The 17,763-nt window shown below is 73.3% G+C and carries 14 protein-coding genes and 1 pseudogene; 5 read left to right on the top strand and 10 right to left on the bottom strand.

Annotated features, from left to right (window positions below; all coding sequences use genetic code 11):
• Window positions 1-88: 88 nt before the first annotated feature.
• A complete protein-coding gene (locus ACH4KB_RS20100; protein WP_398067239.1) occupies window positions 89-1,756 on the bottom strand; it encodes a CTP synthase in 1,668 nt (555 codons plus the stop codon).
• Window positions 1,757-2,199: 443 nt separating this feature from the next.
• Here ACH4KB_RS20100 and ACH4KB_RS20095 point away from each other — a divergent pair, with 443 nt between their 5' ends.
• Window positions 2,200-4,002 (top strand): glycoside hydrolase family 15 protein, encoded by a 1,803-nt coding sequence (locus ACH4KB_RS20095; protein WP_398067571.1) that lies wholly within the window; start codon window positions 2,200-2,202, stop codon window positions 4,000-4,002.
• A 56-nt stretch (window positions 4,003-4,058) separates the two neighbouring features.
• Here the strand turns inward: ACH4KB_RS20095 and ACH4KB_RS20090 are convergent.
• A pseudogene (locus ACH4KB_RS20090) lies at window positions 4,059-4,687 on the bottom strand (aminotransferase class IV); the annotation flags it as partial.
• A gap of 99 nt (window positions 4,688-4,786) precedes the next feature.
• Between ACH4KB_RS20090 and ACH4KB_RS20085 the strand changes: the two are divergent.
• Together ACH4KB_RS20085 and ACH4KB_RS20080 are read left to right on the top strand one after the other, a co-directional pair.
• Complete coding sequence (locus ACH4KB_RS20085) at window positions 4,787-5,131, top strand: MerR family transcriptional regulator (RefSeq protein ID WP_398067238.1); 345 nt, start codon at window positions 4,787-4,789, stop codon at window positions 5,129-5,131.
• A 131-nt stretch (window positions 5,132-5,262) separates the two neighbouring features.
• A complete protein-coding gene (locus ACH4KB_RS20080; RefSeq protein WP_398067237.1) occupies window positions 5,263-6,888 on the top strand; it encodes a PucR family transcriptional regulator in 1,626 nt (541 codons plus the stop codon).
• A gap of 25 nt (window positions 6,889-6,913) precedes the next feature.
• On the opposite strand, the gene ACH4KB_RS20075 is transcribed toward ACH4KB_RS20080, so the two are convergent.
• From ACH4KB_RS20075 to ACH4KB_RS20055, 5 genes are all read right to left on the bottom strand, one after another.
• A complete protein-coding gene (locus tag ACH4KB_RS20075) occupies window positions 6,914-8,011 on the bottom strand; it encodes a glycosyltransferase family 4 protein (RefSeq protein ID WP_398067236.1) in 1,098 nt (365 codons plus the stop codon).
• A gap of 291 nt (window positions 8,012-8,302) precedes the next feature.
• Window positions 8,303-10,045 (bottom strand): DNA repair protein RecN, encoded by a 1,743-nt coding sequence (recN, locus tag ACH4KB_RS20070; RefSeq protein WP_398067235.1) that lies wholly within the window; start codon window positions 10,043-10,045, stop codon window positions 8,303-8,305.
• Window positions 10,046-10,139: 94 nt separating this feature from the next.
• On the bottom strand, window positions 10,140-11,045 hold the full coding sequence (locus ACH4KB_RS20065) for an NAD kinase (RefSeq protein WP_398067570.1): 906 nt from the start codon (window positions 11,043-11,045) through the stop codon (window positions 10,140-10,142).
• 8 nt (window positions 11,046-11,053) lie between these two features.
• Entirely contained in the window at window positions 11,054-11,869 is an 816-nt protein-coding gene (locus tag ACH4KB_RS20060; RefSeq protein WP_398067234.1) for a TlyA family RNA methyltransferase, read from the bottom strand.
• A 7-nt stretch (window positions 11,870-11,876) separates the two neighbouring features.
• Window positions 11,877-12,257 carry a hypothetical protein gene (locus tag ACH4KB_RS20055; RefSeq protein WP_398067233.1) on the bottom strand — a complete coding sequence of 127 codons (381 nt, stop codon included), beginning with the start codon at window positions 12,255-12,257 and terminating at the stop codon, window positions 11,877-11,879.
• A gap of 42 nt (window positions 12,258-12,299) precedes the next feature.
• On the opposite strand from ACH4KB_RS20055, the gene ACH4KB_RS20050 reads away from it, so the two are divergent.
• Complete coding sequence (locus ACH4KB_RS20050) at window positions 12,300-12,647, top strand: SCP2 sterol-binding domain-containing protein (protein ID WP_398067232.1); 348 nt, start codon at window positions 12,300-12,302, stop codon at window positions 12,645-12,647.
• A gap of 130 nt (window positions 12,648-12,777) precedes the next feature.
• Here the strand turns inward: ACH4KB_RS20050 and ACH4KB_RS20045 are convergent, their stop codons facing one another.
• Together ACH4KB_RS20045 and ACH4KB_RS20040 are read right to left on the bottom strand one after the other, a co-directional pair.
• On the bottom strand, window positions 12,778-13,578 hold the full coding sequence (locus tag ACH4KB_RS20045; protein ID WP_398067569.1) for an ABC transporter ATP-binding protein: 801 nt from the start codon (window positions 13,576-13,578) through the stop codon (window positions 12,778-12,780).
• Between the two features lie 233 nt (window positions 13,579-13,811).
• Window positions 13,812-14,843, bottom strand: a complete 1,032-nt coding sequence (locus tag ACH4KB_RS20040) for an HAD-IIA family hydrolase (RefSeq protein WP_398067231.1) — start codon at window positions 14,841-14,843, stop codon at window positions 13,812-13,814.
• Window positions 14,844-14,914: 71 nt separating this feature from the next.
• Between ACH4KB_RS20040 and ACH4KB_RS20035 the strand changes: the two genes are divergently transcribed.
• Window positions 14,915-16,195 carry a DUF1015 family protein gene (locus ACH4KB_RS20035; protein WP_398067230.1) on the top strand — a complete coding sequence of 427 codons (1,281 nt, stop codon included), beginning with the start codon at window positions 14,915-14,917 and terminating at the stop codon, window positions 16,193-16,195.
• 89 nt (window positions 16,196-16,284) lie between these two features.
• On the opposite strand, the gene ACH4KB_RS20030 is transcribed toward ACH4KB_RS20035, so the two are convergent.
• The gene (locus ACH4KB_RS20030; protein ID WP_398067568.1) at window positions 16,285-17,049 is read right to left on the bottom strand and encodes a tetratricopeptide repeat protein; all 765 of its coding nucleotides are present in this window, start codon (window positions 17,047-17,049) and stop codon (window positions 16,285-16,287) included.
• Between the last annotated feature and the right edge of the window lie 714 nt (window positions 17,050-17,763).

The raw sequence follows: 17,763 nt of genomic DNA, 5'->3' as shown, positions 1-17,763 counted from the left end.
GTACGTCCACGTCCTCCCACGAACCAACGGAAACCGGGGTACGGATCCGCACAGGATCCGTACCCCGGTCAACCGTAATGCCTCGGTGTTACGCGTCCGCGCCCTTCGCGGCGGCCACCTGACGCGCGACGGCGGCCTTCACCAGACCCGCGAAGAGCGGGTGCGGGCGGGTCGGGCGGGAGCGCAGCTCCGGGTGCGCCTGGGTGGCGACCAGGTAGGGGTGCGTCTCACGCGGGTACTCGACGTACTCGACGAGCTTGTTGTCCGGGGAGGTGCCGGAGAAGACCAGTCCGGCCTTCTTCTCCAGCTCGGCCCGGTAGCTGTTGTTGACCTCGTAGCGGTGGCGGTGGCGCTCCTCCACGTACGGCTGGCCGTCGTAGGCCTCGCGGACGAGGGAGCCCTCGGCGAGCTTGGCCGGGTAGAGGCCCAGCCGCATGGTGCCGCCCAGGTCGCCCGCGCCCTCGACGTAGGCGAGCTGCTCCTCCATCGTCGAGATGACGGGGTGGGAGGTGGCGGCGTCGAACTCGGTGGAGTTGGCGTCGGGGATCTCGGCGAGCGAGCGGGCCGCCTCGATCACGATGCACTGGAGGCCGAGGCAGAGGCCGAGCAGCGGGACCTTGTTCTCGCGGGCGTAGCGGATGGCGCCGACCTTGCCGTCGACACCGCGCTCGCCGAAGCCGCCCGGGATGCAGATCGCGTCGACGTCCCCGAGGTGCTCGGCGGCGCCCGCCGCGGTCCGGCAGTCGTCGGAGGTGACCCACTTGACCTTGACCCGGGCCTTGTTGGCGAAGCCGCCGGCGCGGATCGCCTCGGTGACCGAGAGATAGGCGTCGGGCAGGTCGATGTACTTGCCGACGAGCGCGACGGTGACCTCGTGGTCGGGGTTGTGGACCCGGTCCAGCAGATCGTCCCAGGTGGTCCAGTCGACGTCCCGGAACGGCAGGTCGAGCTTGCGCACGACGTAGGCGTCCAGACCCTCGGTGTGCAGCACCTTGGGGATGTCGTAGATCGACCGGGCGTCCGGGCAGGCCACCACGGCGGTCTCGTCGACATCGCACATCAGCGAGATCTTGCGCTTGATGGCGGTGGGGACCTCGCGGTCGGCGCGCAGCACGATGGCGTCCGGCTGGATGCCGATGTTGCGCAGGGCGGCCACCGAGTGCTGGGTGGGCTTGGTCTTCAGCTCGCCGGAGGGGCCGATGTACGGCAGCAGCGAGATGTGGACGACGAAGACGTTGTCCCGGCCGACCTCGTGGCGGACCTGGCGGACGGTCTCCAGGAACGGCAGCGACTCGATGTCGCCGACCGTGCCGCCGACCTCCGTGATGACGACGTCCACGTCGTCGGTGGCCATACGGCGGATGCGGTGCTTGATCTCGTTGGTGATGTGCGGGATGACCTGGACGGTGTCGCCCAGATACTCGCCGCGCCGCTCCTTGGCGATGACCTGCGAGTAGATCTGGCCGGTCGTCACGTTGGCGGAGCCGTCGAGGTCGACGTCGAGGAAACGCTCGTAGTGGCCGATGTCCAGGTCGGTCTCGGCGCCGTCGTTGGTGACGAACACCTCACCGTGCTGGAAGGGGTTCATCGTGCCCGGGTCGACGTTGAGGTAGGGGTCGAGCTTCTGCATGGTGACCCGCAGGCCCCGCGCCTTGAGCAGGGCACCCAGGCTGGAGGCAGTCAGACCCTTGCCGAGGGAGGAGGCGACACCCCCGGTGACGAAGATGTGCTTGGTCGTCGTGGATGTGGGCTGCATAGCCAAAGGGGGCTCCCGTGGTCGCGATTCTGAGGTGCGTACCGGCGGCCGAACCGGAGATTCCGGGGGCGCCGTCGCTGCGGTTCGGGGGCCTCGTGCGCTGTCGCGAACGACCACCGGTCCACGGGCTACCAGGGTAACAGCGACGGCGGGAGGCTGCTTCCGGCCACACCCCCCACAGGGGCGTCACACCTTCACCCCAGCCACTTCACGTCCCACTCGATCAGCTCGGATATGTTGCGGAGACCGTCGCGCGGATCTTCGCGGCGCGTCGTATCCTGCTCAAACACTCGCTGCCGAGACGGCCGGGCGGCGGCGCCACCCACGCCGCCCACCGGTACAGGACTCGTCGGATCTTCCCGGGTGAAAGACCCTACGACCCCCCTTGACCCGCAGTAAGCGCCCTCTTGCAGGGCGACATGGCCGTTCGACTGGAGACGCACGTGGCCGGGCGCATCGAGGATTACGCACTCATCGGAGACATGCAGACCGCAGCCCTGGTCTGCCGGGACGGCACAGCGGACTGGCTGTGCCTGCCCCGCTTCGACTCGCACGCCGTGTTCGCGGGGCTTCTGGGCACCGAGGAACACGGCTTCTGGCGCATGAGCCCCGCGAGAGCGGAAGGAACGGAGCCGGCCTTCGCCGACCGGCGGCGCTATCGCGGTGATTCCCTCGTCCTGGAATCGGAGTGGGACACGCCGCGCGGCACCGTACGGGTGACCGATTTCATGCCCCCGCGTGACGGCGCGCCGCAGCTCATCCGGATCGTGGAGGGCGTCAGCGGCCGGGTGCCGATGCGCTCGGAGCTGCGGATGCGTTTCAGCTACGGCCGGGTGACGCCCTGGGTGCACAAGGTCGACAACCGCACGGTCGCCGTCGCCGGTCCGGACTCCGTCTGGCTGGACACCGAGGCCGAGACGTACGGCAAGAACCTGACCACCTACTCCGACTTCACCGTCGGCCCCGGCGAACGGGTGGCGTTCACGATCAGCTGGCAGCCCTCGCACCACGAGCCGCCCGCCCTCCCCGAACCCGAGGGGTCCCTGGAGGCGACCGAGCTGTTCTGGCGCGAATGGGTCGATCAGTGCACGTACCACGGGCCCTATCGGGAGGCGGTCGTCCGCTCCCTGATCACGCTGAAGGCCCTCACGTACGCGCCGACCGGCGGCATCGTCGCGGCGCCGACCACCTCGCTGCCCGAGGAAATCGGGGGCGTACGGAACTGGGACTACCGCTACACCTGGCTGCGGGACGCCGCGATCACCCTCTCCTCGCTGCTGCGCACCGGATACCGGGAGGAGGCCCGCGCCTGGCGCGAGTGGCTGCTTCGGGCGGTGGCGGGCGACCCGGAGAACCTCCAGATCATGTACGGCATCGCCGGCGAGCGCGAGCTCGGCGAGGCGGAGCTGGACTGGCTGCCCGGTTACGAGAACTCCGGCCCGGTCCGGGTCGGCAACGGCGCGGCCAACCAGCTCCAGCTCGACGTGTACGGCGAGGTCACCGAGGCGCTGCACCTGGCGCACATGACGGGGCTGACCCGCAACGACTACGCCATGGGCCTCCAGCTCAAGCTGATCGAGTATCTGGAGAAGCACTGGGAGGAGCCCGACGAGGGCATCTGGGAGGTGCGCGGGCCGCGCCGGCACTTCGTGCACTCGAAGGTGATGGCGTGGGTCGCGGTCGACCGGACGATCAAGCTGGTCGAGTCCGGGGACGTCGAGGGTCCGCTGGAGCGGTGGTACCAGCTCCGCGACGACATCCACCGGGACGTCTGCGACCGCGGCTACGACAAGGAGCGCAACACCTTCACCCAGTCCTACGGGTCGAAGGAGCTGGACGCCTCCCTGCTGCTCATCCCGCAGATGGGCTTCCTGCCGCCGGACGACAAGCGGGTCATCGGCACGATCGAGGCGATCCAGCGGGAGCTGTCCACGGAGGACGGCTTCATCCTGCGCTACCCGACGGAGGGCGAGCACGCGGGCGTCGACGGTCTGGCGGGCGACGAGGGCGCGTTCCTGGCCTGCTCGTTCTGGATGGCCGACGACCTCGCGATGATCGGCCGGGTCGACGAGGCACGCCAGCTGTTCGAGAAGCTGCTGTCGCTCCGCAACGACCTGGGCCTGCTGGCCGAGGAGTGGGACTCCAACCTCCAGCGCCAGGTGGGGAACTTCCCGCAGGCGTTCAGCCACGTCCCGCTGATCGACACGGCTCTGCGGCTGACGGCGAGCGGCGCGTACGTCGGCTGAGCCGCCGACGGTGAGAACGGCCGCCCCGGGCACTCCGGGGCGGCCGTCGCGCGTTCTCAGGGGGCGGTGAGCGGTTCGGCCTCGTAGGCGTTCCAGGAACGGCGGGGCGGCCGGCAGCTCGGCCGCGCCGATCCGGTGGACGGCCACACCCGGCGTCCAGGAGTTCATGACGCCGGACACGCCCGAGGGCGGGCAGGTTGTCGGGGGTGATCGCGACGGTCCGCTGCCGGACCCCGAGCCGGTCCAGTCGCCGGCGGACGATGCCCATGGCCGTCCCGGTCAGCAGGCCGGCCCGGGGCCACAGCACCGACTCGCCGTCCCAGAAGGCCAGGTTCCAGATCGTCGCCTCGCTGAACCGGCCCTCCCCGTCCAGGAAGGCGGCGTCGTCGGAGCCGTCGGCGACGGCCGTGCGGAGCAGCTGCGTCTTGGCCGGCTCGCCGACGTGCTTGATGTGCGGCTGGAACCGGTCGTGCCGGACCGCCGCCAGGGCGAACGGCCCGCCGGGGCCGGACGACGCCGGGCCGGTGCGTACGAGGAGCGCGGGATCGGCGTCGGCGGCGGTGAACTCGCCCACCGGGGACTACACCGTGGCCGTCAGCGAGAGACCGGCCGGACCGTCTCGGAGCGCCGCACGCAGACGGGAGCGCACCCGGTCGTCCGGCACAGCGCGCCCGAACAGCTCCGCCAGCTGCACGATGTACGGCAATCCTGGTTCATGGTCCGGACGTTAGGGCCTGACACCGGTGACCAGGTCAAGAGGGGACGGGGCACGGGGCATAGGCACATGCTGATCGGGGAGTTGTCCCGGCGGACGGGCGTCAGCGCGTGGTCGCTGCGGCCCTACGAGGCGCAGGGGCTGTTGTCGGCCGGGCGGGGCGCGAACGGCTACCGCGCCTACGGCGAGGAGCCGGGGGTGACCGTCGCGCAGATCCGCGCGCTGCCGCGGGCGGGCCTGGCCACCGAGGTGATCGCCCAGGTGCTGCCGTGTGCCCGGGGCGAGGGGCCCGGGTTCGACTGGTGCGCGGAGCTGCGCGAGATCCTCGGCGGGGAGCTGGCGGAGATGGACGACCGGATCGAGACGCTGCGGCTGAGCCGGGGCGCGCTCGCGGGGCTGCTGACGAAGCCCTGACCGGCGGGCCCGGTGCGGCGGCGCGTCCGCGCTCCTCCCCTGCGGTGCGCGCCCCGCGCCCCGGGCGGTAGCGTCCTGAACAGGACGACCGCCCGATCGACGGGCGGGGCACGAGGGAAGCGGGCCGGTACGTGGAGAGCCACAGCGGAATCACCGTGCAGCGGGCGCTGGAGCTGCCGGGGCTGCGCGCCGGGCTCCCGGAGGTGGTGTCCGGCGCCGACCGGCTGAACCGTACGGTGCGCTGGGTGCACGCGGGCGAGGTCCCGAACATCGCCTCCCTCCTCAAGGGCGGCGAGCTGCTCCTGACGACCGGTCTGGGCCTGGGCACCCGCCCCGCCGAACAGCGCGCCTTCGTCCGTCGTCTCGCCGACCGGTCCATCGCGGCCCTGGTGGTGGAGCTCGGCCCGCGCTTCGGCCGGCTGCCCGCCTCCATCGTGGACGCCGCCCGCGCGGCCGGGCTCCCGCTGGTCCAGCTGCACCGCGAGGTGCCGTTCGTCGTGGTGACCGAGGAGGTGCACACCGAGATCGTCAACGGGCACTACGCGCTGCTCCAGCAGGCGGAGGAGGTGCACCGGCGCGCCACCCGGGCGCTGCTCGACGGCGGCGGAGTGCCGCAGGTCCTCGGGATCCTCGCCGACTTCACCGCCAACCCGGTCTTCCTGGAGACGCCCGACGGCCGGCTCCTGTACGCGGCGTCCACCGGGACCGCCCCGGTGGGCGCGGACCCGCTTCAGATCTGGGAGGGCATGCGCGGCGACCGGGCGGCCCGGGAGAGCCCGCCGGCCGGTGCGGTGCTGGTGGACGTGGACGGCGGCGGGCCGGAGACGGGCGCGGTGCGGGCCCGGCTGGTGCTGCTCGCGGTGGCCGGGCCGCTGGCGACCGTGCACCGGATGGCGGCGGAGCGCGCGGCGGGCCTCCTCGCCGTCGTGCTGATGCAGGCCCGGCAGGAGGAGGAGCTGGCGGCCCGGGGCCGGGGCGACTTCCTCACCGACCTCGCGGAGGGCCGGATCGCCCCGGAGGACGCCCCGGCCCAGGCCCGGGTGCTCGGCTTCCGGCCCGGCGACACCCCGCTGCTCCCGGTGGTGATGCGGCTGGCCCCCGAGCTGTCCCCGTCGGGCAACTGGGCGGTGCTGGCCCGTGCGGTCCTGGAGGAGCTGGCCTCGGTCGGGGTACCGGTGCTGCTCGGCGTACGGCCCGTGGAGGGGCGGGTTCCGCTGCTGGTCGGGCTGCGTTCGGAGGGCGAGCGCACCGCGGTCGCGGACCGGGTGGCGGCGGCGCTGCGGGCCGGGGTGGAGCGGGCGGGCCTCGACCGCGCCGGATCGCGGCCGCCGGTGGTCGTGGCCGGCGTCGCGGGCGGCTGGGCCGCGGCGGGCGCGGGGCTGCGGCACGCGTCGGAGACGGCGACGGCCGCGCAGGGCCTGGACGACCGGCCCTGGTACGACGCCCGGCGCCTCGACATCGACCTGCTGCTGTGGCGGCTGCGGGACCATCCGGACCTGGCGGCGTTCGTGAACCGGGCGATCGGTCCGCTGCGCGAGCACGACCGCACCTCGCGCCCGCCGCTGCTCCCGACGCTCCAGGCGTATCTGGCGCACGCGGGCCGCAAGGCGGAGACCGCCCGCGAGCTGCACCTCAACCGCCAGACGCTCTACAACCGCCTGGCCCGGATCGGCGAACTGCTGGGCACGGATCTGGACGACCCGCAGACGGTGCTGGCGCTGAGCCTGGCGCTGCGGGCCCGTCGCCACACGACCTGAGAGCAGGCCCTGGGGGCCCGCCTCGTCAGCGCACCCGCCCCGTCGCCAGCGGCTGCGCCAACTCGTCGTAGACGCTGAGCACATGGGCGATCGTGTCGTCCTCGGTGGGCCAGCCCGCCGCCTGCACCCGCCCGGCCTCGGCGAGCCGGGCGCGCTCGGCCGGATCCCCGAGCAGCCTCACGACCGTACGGGCGAGGGCCTCGGCGTCGCCGTAGGGCACCAACGCGGCTGCCGCACCGACCAGTTCGGGTACGCCGCCGACCGCGGTGGCGACGAGCGGCACCCCCGCGCGCAGCGCCTCCTGCGCCAGCGGGGAGCGGCCCTCCCACCGGCTCGGCAGCAGGGCCAGGTCGGCGGCGGCGAGCAACTCCCCCACGCCGTCCCGGCTTCCGATGAGCGTGACGGGCAGCTCCTCGCCCCTGATCCGGCGTTGGAGAGCGCCCCGGTCGCGCACCTCCCCCGCGATGGCGAGCAGCGGCACGGGCTCCAGAGACCGCCAGACGCGGGCCGCGTCCAGCAGGACGTCGAAGCCCTGGTGCGGTACGAGACTGCCGACGGCCACCAGCAACGGCCGGTCCAGCGCCCCCAGTTCGGCCCGCGCCTTGCCCCCGTCGGCGACGCCGGCCGGGCGCGGGCGCGGGATGGCCACGGGGGCGAACCGGGCATCGCGGGCGCCCCGCTCGCGGGCCCGGTCCACCAAGTCGGACGTGGGGGCGAGGACCACGGCCGCCGCCCGTGCGGCGCGCCTCTCCAGCAGGTGCAGGATCTGGCGGCGGGCGCCTTCCGCGTACCGCCGCGTGTGCCAGGTCATCACCAGGGGCACGGCTCGGCCGCTCAGCGCGAGGGCGGTGCGGGCGGCCGTGTGGAGTCCATGGGCGTGGACGACGTCCGCACCCGCGCAGGCGGCCCGCAGGGCGGCGACGGCGGCCGGGTCGCTGCGCCGGGGCACCGGAAGGAACCGGGCCCCGGTCGCCGTGAAGTCGTGGGCACGGTCCACCGCGGACGGGGCGCAGACGGTCACCCGCACCCCACGCGCCACCAGCCCGGCGGCCAGCGAACCGACGTGCGCGCTGCTGCCCGCACTGCCGCCGCCCAGGACTTGGACCGTACGCAGTTGTGACACGTTGATTGGCTCCCCGGGGCTCCGGAGTCGGCGGAAAGTACAGCGCCAAGGATGCCAGCCCGTACGCGCGTTCTGGACCGCCGTAACGTTGCTGCCGCGCTCCGGGCGACAACCGACCACACCGCACCACCCTCACGGGTGAATATCGAGGCGCGAGGTTGTCGCCACCCGCCCGCCGGAAGCACGTACGGGCGGCGTACGGGCGGCGTACGGGCGGCGTACGGGCGGCGTACGGGCGGCGTGCGGGCGGGCGGAATCCCCCGCCCGTACCCGTACGGCCGCCACGAGCGGCTATTCGGCGCGGGCCGTGGCCAGCAGCTCCTCGGCGTGGGCGCGGGCGGTCTCGGAGTCCTCCTGGCCCGCCAGCATCCGGGACAGCTCCCGGACCCGGTCCTCGCCCTCCAGGACCGTGACGCCACTGCGGGTCACCGAGCCGTCCACGGTCTTCTCGACCAGCAGCTGCCGGTCGGCGAAGGCCGCCACCTGCGGCAGATGGGTCACGACCACCACCTGGGCGGACCGGGCGAGCTTGGCGAGCCGCCGGCCGACCTCGACCGCCGCCTTGCCGCCGACGCCCGCGTCGACCTCGTCGAAGAGATAGGTCGGTACGGGGTCGGAGCCCGCGAAGACGACCTCGACCGCGAGCATCACCCGGGACAGCTCACCGCCCGAGGCGCCCTTGGCGATCGGCCGGGGCTGGGCCCCGGGGTGCGGGGCGAGCAGCAGCTCGACCTCGTCCGCGCCGGAGGGGCCGTAGGCGACGCTGCGCCCGCCGATGTCGATGCCGGACGCCTCGTCCGCCGCCTCCGTCTGCCGGATGGCGAAGGAGACCCGGGCGTGCGGCATGGCGAGCGAGGCCAGCTCGCCCGTCACCGCCTCGGCGAACCGGTCGGCCGCCTCCGTGCGCGCATCGGTCAACGCCTGTCCTAGCACGGAGAGTTCGGCCCGCAGCCCGTCGCGCTCCGCGGTCAGTTCACCGATGCGCTCGTCGTCGCCCTCCAGCTCGGTGAGCCGGCCGGCGCCCTCCTGGGCCCAGGCGAGCACGGCCGTGATGTCCGTGCCGTACTTCCGGGTCAGCGTGGTCAGCGCGGCCCGGCGCTCCTCCACGGCGGCCAGCCGCAGCGGGTCGGCCTCCAGCTGGTCGGCGTACCCGGCCAGCTCGCCGGAGACATCGGCGATCAGGATGGAGATCTCCCCGATCCGGTCGGCCAGCGCGGCCAGTGCCGGATCATGGGCCCGCACAGCTTCCAGGGCCTGCCCGGCGGCGGCGACCACGGTCGTGGCGTCGACGCTCTCCGGATCCTCCGGGTTCCCCGCCAGCGCGGTGTGGGCGAGGGAGGCGGCGGAGGCGAGGGCCTCGGCGTGCCCGAGCCGCTCCGCCTCGGCGGCCAGCTCGACGTCCTCGCCCGGCAACGGCTCGACGGCGGCGACCTCGTTCAGGCCGAAACGCAGGAGATCCGCCTCCTGGGCCCGCTCCCGGGCCCGGGTGGTCAGCTCCTCCAAGGTCGCGGCGACCGTCCGCAGCCGCCGGTAGGCCGCCGTGTACGCGGCGAGCGGGACCGCCACACCGTCCCCGGCGTACCGGTCGAGCGCCCCCCGCTGCCGCGCGGGCTTGAGCAGCCCCTGCTGGTCGGTCTGACCGTGCACGGCGACGAGCTCGTCGGCCAGCTCGGTCAGGACCCCCACCGGCACGGATCTGCCGCCGAGATGGGCCCGTGAGCGTCCTTCCGCCGAGACCGTACGGCTGATGAGCAGCGCGCCGTCGTCGAGTTCGGCCCCGGCCTCCTCGGCCCGCAGCGCCGCCGCGTCGCCCTCGGACACCGTGATCCTGCCCTCGACGACCGCGGCCTTGGCCCCGACCCGTACGAGAGCGGGGTCCGCTCGCCCGCCGAGCAGCAGCCCGAGGCTCGTGACGACCATGGTCTTGCCCGCGCCGGTCTCACCCGTGACCGCGGTGAAACCGGGTGACAGCTCCACCACCGCGTCGTCGATGACTCCGAGCGACCGTATCCGCATCTCCTCCAACACGGACATGACCTTACGAGGTCCCGGGCCGGGCGCGCGACGGCCCCCGCTCCCGGATTCACTCTCCCGGGGGTCGCGGGGGCCGTGGGGCGTCCTCGGACCGTCAGTGGGGCGCGCCCCGCCAGCCCGAGACGGGCAGCGCGAACTTCGCCACCAGCCGGTCGGTGAACGAGGCCTGGTGCAGCCGCGCCAGCCGTACGGGCACCGCACCGCGCCGCACCTCGACCCGCGCCCCGGCGGGCAGCTCCACGGTCCGCCGCCCGTCGCACCAGAGCACCCCGTGCGGGGTGTGCGGCTGGACCTCGACCGCGAGCACCGACGTGGGCGAGGTCACCAGCGGCTTGGCGAACAGCGCGTGGGCGCTGATCGGAACCATCAGCAGCGCCTCGACCTCGGGCCAGACGACGGGCCCGCCCGCCGAGAAGGCGTACGCGGTCGAACCGGTCGGGGTCGCGCAGACGATCCCGTCGCAGCCGAACCCGGTGACCGGACGGCCGTCGATCTCCAGGACCACTTCGAGCATCCGCTCGGGCGACACCTTCTGCACGGCCGCCTCGTTGAGCGCCCAGTCGGTGTGCACGACGTCGCCGTTGCTGTGCACGACGACGTCGATCGTCATCCGCTCCTCGACCTCGTAGTCGCGGGTGACGACCCGGGAGACCACCTGATCGAGGTCGTCGCGCTCGGCCTCGGCGAGGAAGCCGACGCGCCCCAGGTTGACACCGAGCATCGGCACCCCGGAGGCGCGGGAGAACTCCGCGCCACGCAGCAGGGTGCCGTCACCGCCGAGGACGATCAGCAGCTCGCAGCCGTCCACGGCCGACGGGCTGGTGTCGGTGACCGTCTCCACGGTGTCCGGCAGCGGCAGATCGGCCGCCTCGGTCGCCGAGACCCGCACGCCCAGCCCGTTGCGCAACAGCCCCTGCACGACGAGCTCCGCGCTGCGGATCGCGGCCGGCCGGCCGGTGTGCGCCAAAAGGAAGACAGTTCGTGCCGTATTCGTGGTCACATTCGTCGTCAACGAGGCCCCTCCGCCACTGCACGGTCGACATCCGCGGGGTCCAGCTCAGGTGCGCCGGCCCGCAGCCACAGAAAGTACTCGACGTTCCCCGACGGGCCGGGCAGCGGACTGGCCGTCACCCCCCGTACACCGAGACCGAGCCCCCAGGCCCGGCGCGCCACTTCGCGCACGGCTTCGGCGCGCAGCTCCGGGCTCCGCACCACTCCGCCGCTGCCGAGCCGCTCCTTGCCCACCTCGAACTGCGGCTTGACCATGAGGACCAGATCGGCCTCGGGCCCGGCGCACCGGGCGAGGGCGGGCAGCACGAGGCCCAGCGGGATGAACGACAGATCCCCCACCACCAGGTCGACCGCCTCCCCGTCGATGGCCTCCAACGTCAACTCCCGCACGTTGGTGCGGTCCTTGACGACGACCCGTTCATCGGACTGCAACGACCACGCGAGCTGCCCGTAGCCGACGTCGACGGCGACGACCTGCCGGGCCCCGGCCCGCAGCAGCACGTCGGTGAACCCGCCGGTCGACGCCCCCGCGTCCAGCGCCCGCCGCCCCTGGACGGTCAGTCCGAGCGGCACGAAGGCGGCGAGCGCCCCGGCCAGCTTGTGGCCGCCGCGCGAGACGTACTCCGGATCGCCGTCGTCCTTGGTCACGACGATCGCGGCGGCCGTCTCGACCTGGGTGGCGGGTTTGGTCGCGGTGGTGCGGCCGACGGTGACGCGCCCCGCGGCGATCAGCTGGCTCGCGTGCTCGCGCGAGCGGGCGAGCTTGCGGCGTACCAGCTCGGCGTCGAGGCGGCGACGTGCCACTCCTGCCACGTTCGGTTCAGCTCCTGTTGTCGTGATGCGTGTGCTGCGAAGGTGTGGGTACGGGACCGGATGCGGCGGCCGGACGGGCGTCCAGCGAGGTCAGCTCGGCCCGCAGCCCACGGTGTACATCCTCGTACACCTCGATGTGCCCGTCCGCCGGGAGGTGGTCCGCATCGGCCAGGCGCTCCAGCCGGGCGTCCACCGCTCCATGGCCGGTGGGGGTGCGCACGACCCCCAGGGGCACGGGCTCGACGGGCTCGAAGGGCTCGAAAGAGGGCACGCCGAGGCCCGGCCCCCCGGTGTCGGGCGTGCCCGCCACCGGCCCGTCCACCGCCGGGTCCGACTCGTCGGGCGTGCTCACGGGCGGTGTCCCCGCCTCCGGCGTCCAGTCGCTCATGCCGAAACGCTACATCGGCGGGCCGGTGTACCGTCGAGCACGATGGCGACCATGGCTGAGTGCCGCAGCGCACTGACAAGACTTTCCGACAACCTCGCAGCCGCCGAGGGCGACGTGCGCGGCGCGGCCGCCCTCGACCGCTCGCTGAGCTGTCACATCAAGGACCTCGACGTCACGTTCACCGGCAGGCTGGCCGACGGCCGGATCCAGGTGCGGGACACGGTCGAGGGCCCGCCCCGGGAGAAGGCCGAGATCAGGCTCGCGATGACGGGCGACGACCTGGTGGCACTGGTGGACGGCGACCTGAACTTCGCGAAGGCGTGGGGCTCGGGCCGCGTACGCCTGGAGGCGGGCTTCCGCGACCTGCTGAAACTGAGATCGCTGCTGTAGGCGTTTCGAGCCCGTCCCGGCCCGCACCGTCAAGGACGAGCGACGGCACCATCAAGCCCGTCCGGCGATTGAGGACAAAGCGCCCGCCGGGGCGCGCCCCGCACCCGCCGCCGTGCCCCCGGCCCACCTCTTACGCGGCGACCTTCCGAGCCTTACGGGCGGCGGGCACCACCAGCGGCGTCCCCGTCTCCGGATCGTCGATCACCTGGCACCGCATCCCGAACACCCGCTCCACCAGCGCCGCGTCGACCACCTCCGAGGGCGGTCCCTCCGCGACGATGTCCCCGTCCCGCATCGCGATGAGATGCGTGGCGTACCGCGCGGCGTGGTTCAGGTCGTGCAGCACCGCGACCAGCGTGCGCCCCTGCGTCTCGTGCAGCTCCGCGCACAGGTCGAGGACGTCGATCTGGTGCTGGATGTCGAGGTACGTCGTCGGCTCGTCGAGCAGCAGCAGCGGCGTCTGCTGGGCCAGCGCCATGGCGATCCAGACCCGCTGGCGCTGACCGCCGGACAGTTCGTCGACATAGCGATCGGCCAGCTCGGCGACTCCGGTGGACTCCATGGCCTCGCCGACGACCCGCTCGTCCTCCGGCGACCACTGCCGCAGCAGCCCCTGGTGGGGGTAGCGGCCGCGGGCGACGAGGTCGGCGACGGTGATCCCGTCGGGGGCTATGGAGGACTGCGGCAGCAGCCCCAGCGTCCGGGCGACCTTCTTCGCCGGCAGCTGGTGGATGGTCTGCCCGTCCAGCAGCACCTGCCCCCGGCTCGGCTTCAGCATCCGGGCCAGGGCCCGCAGCAGGGTCGACTTGCCGCAGGCGTTGGGACCGACGATCACGGTGAAGGAGTTGTCGGGAATCTCCACCGAGAGGTTCTCGGTGATGACCCGCTGGTCGTAGCCGAGGGTCACCGATTCCGCGGTGAGGCGCTGCATGGTCGTACTCCCGGAGTCGGTGAGGTGGAGCGGCACGGCACGGGGCACGGGCAGACCACCGAGCAGCGCCAAGTTAGGTTAACCTATCTTCCTCTTCGCGCCACTGGTCGCGGCCCGCAGCCCCAGGCCCTCGACACCCTCAACACCTTCGCGTCCCAAGGGCGTCGGGCAACGCCGGGCCCGGTGCGAGCGGGTAGCCCAGGGCCGGTCCGCCAGGCCGCCGGGGATCCGGTTCAGAGCCCGAGCCCGGAGAGGGCCTTCCCCGTCCCCAGCCCGCACACACCCGGACCGGCGAAGGCCCAGGCCGCCGCGCAGAGCGCCCGCAGCCCGTCGAGCGCCTCGCCCTCGCCCTCCAGGGCCAGCTCACCCCCGCGCACGGCGGCCGTCCAGCCCCCGCACCGGTACGCGTCACCGGCGGGCGTCACCTCGGGCTGCCCGGTCAGCAGCCCCCGCAGGTCCCGGTCCACATAGGTCGGGCGGTGCTGCGGCGGGGCGGCCAGCAGCTGCGCCGCGTCGGTCACCCCGGTCAGCACCAGCAGCGAGTCCACGCCCCCGTTGGACGCGCCCTCGATGTCCGTGTCCAGCCGGTCCCCGACGACGATCGGCCGCTTCGCCCCGGTCCGCAGCACGGTCTCGCGGTGCATCGGCGGCAACGGCTTCCCGGCGACCTGCGGCTCGGCCCCGGTGGCGATCCGAACGACCTCGACCGCGGCCCCGTTGCCGGGCGCGATGCCCCGGGCGCCCGGGATGGTCAGGTCGGTGTTGGACGCGAACCACGGCAGCCCGCGCCGGATCGCGTAGCTCGCCTCGGCGAACCGCCCCCACGCCATGTCCGGTCCGCCGTAGCCCTGGACCACCGCCGCCGGGTCGTCGTCCGCCGACTCCACCGGCACCAGTCCGCGCTCACGCAGCGCGACCCGCAGCCCTTCGCCGCCGATCGCCAGCACCCGTGCCCCGGGCGGAAGCTGGTCGGCGACCAGCCGGGCGACGGCCTGGGCGGAGGTGATCACGTCGGAGGGTTCGGCGGGCACCCCGAGCTCCGTCAGGTGCTCCGCCACCGCGTCCGGCGTGCGCAGCGCGTTGTTGGTGACGTACGCGAGGTGCATGCCCCCGGCCCGCGCCCGAGCCAGCGATTCCACGGCGTGGCCGATGGCCTCGCCGCCCGCGTACACGACCCCGTCGAGGTCGAGGAGAGCCGTGTCGTACGCCTCGCTCAGCGCCGTACCGCTCCCCGCCGGCCGGGACCTGTCCTGCTGGTGGCTCATATGACTCGCTCCTCTTCCATGCGTTCTGCCCCGATCATCGCGCATGCCCTCTGCACACATACGATGCCCTGATGAACACTTCAGGCCCCGTCGACCAGGGACTGCGGCTTTCCCCGTTCCGCGGACTGCGTTACGTCCCCGAGCGGGTCGGCAGCCTCGCCGCCGTGACGTCGCCCCCGTACGACGTGGTCGTCAGGCCCGACGGGCTGCACCACCTGGAGTCCGCGGATCCGCACAACATCGTGCGCCTCATCCTCCCCCAGGCCGACACCGCCGGGGACCGGCACCGGCAGGCGGCCGCCACCCTGGACCGCTGGCTGACCGAGGGCGTCATCGCCCCGGACCCGGACCCGGTGCTGTACGTCTACGAGCAGCGGAACGACGAGATCCTCCAGCGGGGCCTGATCGGCGCCCTGGCCCTCTCCCCCGCCTCCGAGGGCATCGTGCTGCCCCACGAGGACGTCATGGACGACGTCGTCGCGGACCGCGCGGAGCTGATGCGTACGACAGGGGCCCATCTGGAGCCGCTGCTGCTGACCTACCGCGGCGAGCCGGGCGCACCCGCCGGGGCGGCAGCGGTGATCGAGCGCACGGTCCTGCGGGAACCGCTGCTCGCCACCACGACGGAGGACGGCTTCCGGCACCGTCTCTGGGCCGTGACGGACCCGGCCGAACGGAGCGCGATCGCGTCGGACCTCGCCCGGCACCAGGCGCTCATCGCGGACGGCCACCACCGCTGGGCCACCTACCTCCGGCTCCAGCGGGAACAGACCGCGCCCGGGCCGTGGGACCGCGGCCTCGTCCTCCTCGTCGACACGGCCCGCCACCCCCTCCAGGTCCGCGCCATCCACCGGCTGCTGCGCGGGCTGCCGGTCTCCCGGGCCCTGGAAGCGCTGAACGGCCTCTTCCGCGTCCGGCAGGTCGAGGGGCCGCTCCCCCGCGCCCTCGACGCGCTGGCCCGAGCCGCGGCCGGCGGCAACGCGTTCCTCCTCACCGGCGACGGCGGATTCCACCTGGTGGACCGCCCCGACCCGGCCCTGCTGGCCCGCACCATCCGGACGGACCGCCCCGACGCCTGGCGCGCCCTGGACGCGACGGTCCTGCACTCCACGCTGCTCGACGACGTGTGGAGGATCCCCGACGCACCGGAGCACATCGGCTACATCCACGACACCGCGGCAGCCGTCGAGCAGGCGGAACGCCTCGACGGCACGGCGGTCCTGATGCATCCCGTACGCGAAGAGGTCGTCCGGGACCTGGCCCGGCAGGGCGTCACCATGCCCCGCAAGTCGACGTCGTTCGGCCCGAAGCCGGCCACGGGTCTGGTCATGCGAAGCCTCGCCCTCGACTGATCCGCGAAGCTGCCCGGGATCGTCAGACCGATACGGAACGTGAAGAGGGGCGGCACTCCGGTCGGAGTGCCGCCCCTCTTCAGCAGCTGCTAAGCCTTGACCGAACCGTCCCCGGAACCGTCCTGATCCTCGTCCCGCTCGTCATCGAGGTCGGCGTCGTCACGCACGTCGTCCTCGTGGTCGAGGTCTCCGGACGCGACCTCGTCGACCGTGTCCTCCTCGGCCGTCTCGTCGTCACCGAGGGCGTCGACGAACTCCACGCCGTCCAGCGCTGCGAGCCGGTCCGACGCATCGGTGGAACCGTCCTTGTCGGCCTCCAGCGCCTTCCCGAACCACTCCCGCGCCTCGTCCTCGCGCCCCGCCTCCAGCAGGGCGTCCGCGTACGCGTAGCGAAGTCGCGGCGTCCACGGCTGCACCGAGTTGGACGCGAGTTCGGGGCTCTGGAGCGTCACGATGGCGGCGTCGATCTGGCCCATGTCACGGCGGGCCCCAGCAGCCACCAGTCGCATCTCGACCTGTCCGGCCTTGTCCAGCTTCTGCACCTCGGGTTCGCCGGCCATGGCCATCGCCCGCTCGGGACGCCCGAGCCCACGCTCGCAGTCCGCCATGACGGGCCACAGGTCCACGGACCCGGTCATCCGCCGGGTCGCCCGGAACTCGGCGAGCGCCTCGGCGTACTTCTGCGTCGCATACGCCGCGAACCCGGCCGCCTCACGCACAGCGGCGACGCGGGACGCGAGCCGGAGGGCGATACGGGCGTACGCGTACGCCTCCTCGGGGTCCTCGTCGATCAGCCGGGCCACCATGACCAGGTTGCGCGCGACATCCTCGGCAAGGGTCTTCGGCAGGCTCATGAGCTCCTGGCGTACGTCCTTGTCGATCTCGTCGCCCGTGACGTCGTCCGGAATCGGCAGCCGCTTGATCGGCTCACGATCGCGGTCGCCGCCCCGGTCATCGCGGCCCCGGAAGCCACCACGGTCACGGTCGTCGCGCTGACCGCCGCGGTATCCGCCCCGGTCCCTGTCCCCGCCCCGGTTGTCGTCACGGCGGAAGCCGCCGCCGGAGCCTCCGCCGCGGTTGTCGTCGCGGCGGAACCCACCGCCGGAGGGCCGGTCGTCGTCACGACGCGGGCCACGCGGCCGGTCGTCACGACGCTCGAAGCCCCCGCTCGGACGGCCACCACGGTCATCACGCTGCTGACCACCCCGGTACCCACCACGGTCGTCATCGCGACGAGGCCCACGATCACGGTCCCCGCCCCGGTTGTCGTCACGGCGGAAGCCGCCGCCGGAGCCCCCGCCCCGATTGTCATCCCGACGGAACCCACCACCGGAGCCACCGCCCCGGTTGTCATCCCGACGGAAACCGCCGCCGGAACCTCCGCCCCGGTTGTCGTCACGGCGGAAACCGCCGCCGGAACCTCCGCCGCGGTTGTCGTCGCGGCGGAAGCCGCCGCCGGAGGGCCGGTCGTCCTCACGGCGCGGGCCACGCGGCCGGTCGTCACGGCGCTCGAAGCCCCCGCTCGGACGGCCACCACGGTCATCACGCTGCTGACCACCCCGGTACCC

The sequence above is a fragment of the Streptomyces sp. NPDC017520 genome (assembly GCF_044329855.1).
In the GTDB taxonomy this organism is placed as follows: domain Bacteria; phylum Actinomycetota; class Actinomycetes; order Streptomycetales; family Streptomycetaceae; genus Streptomyces.
This window is presented reverse-complemented; position numbering and strand designations above follow the sequence as displayed.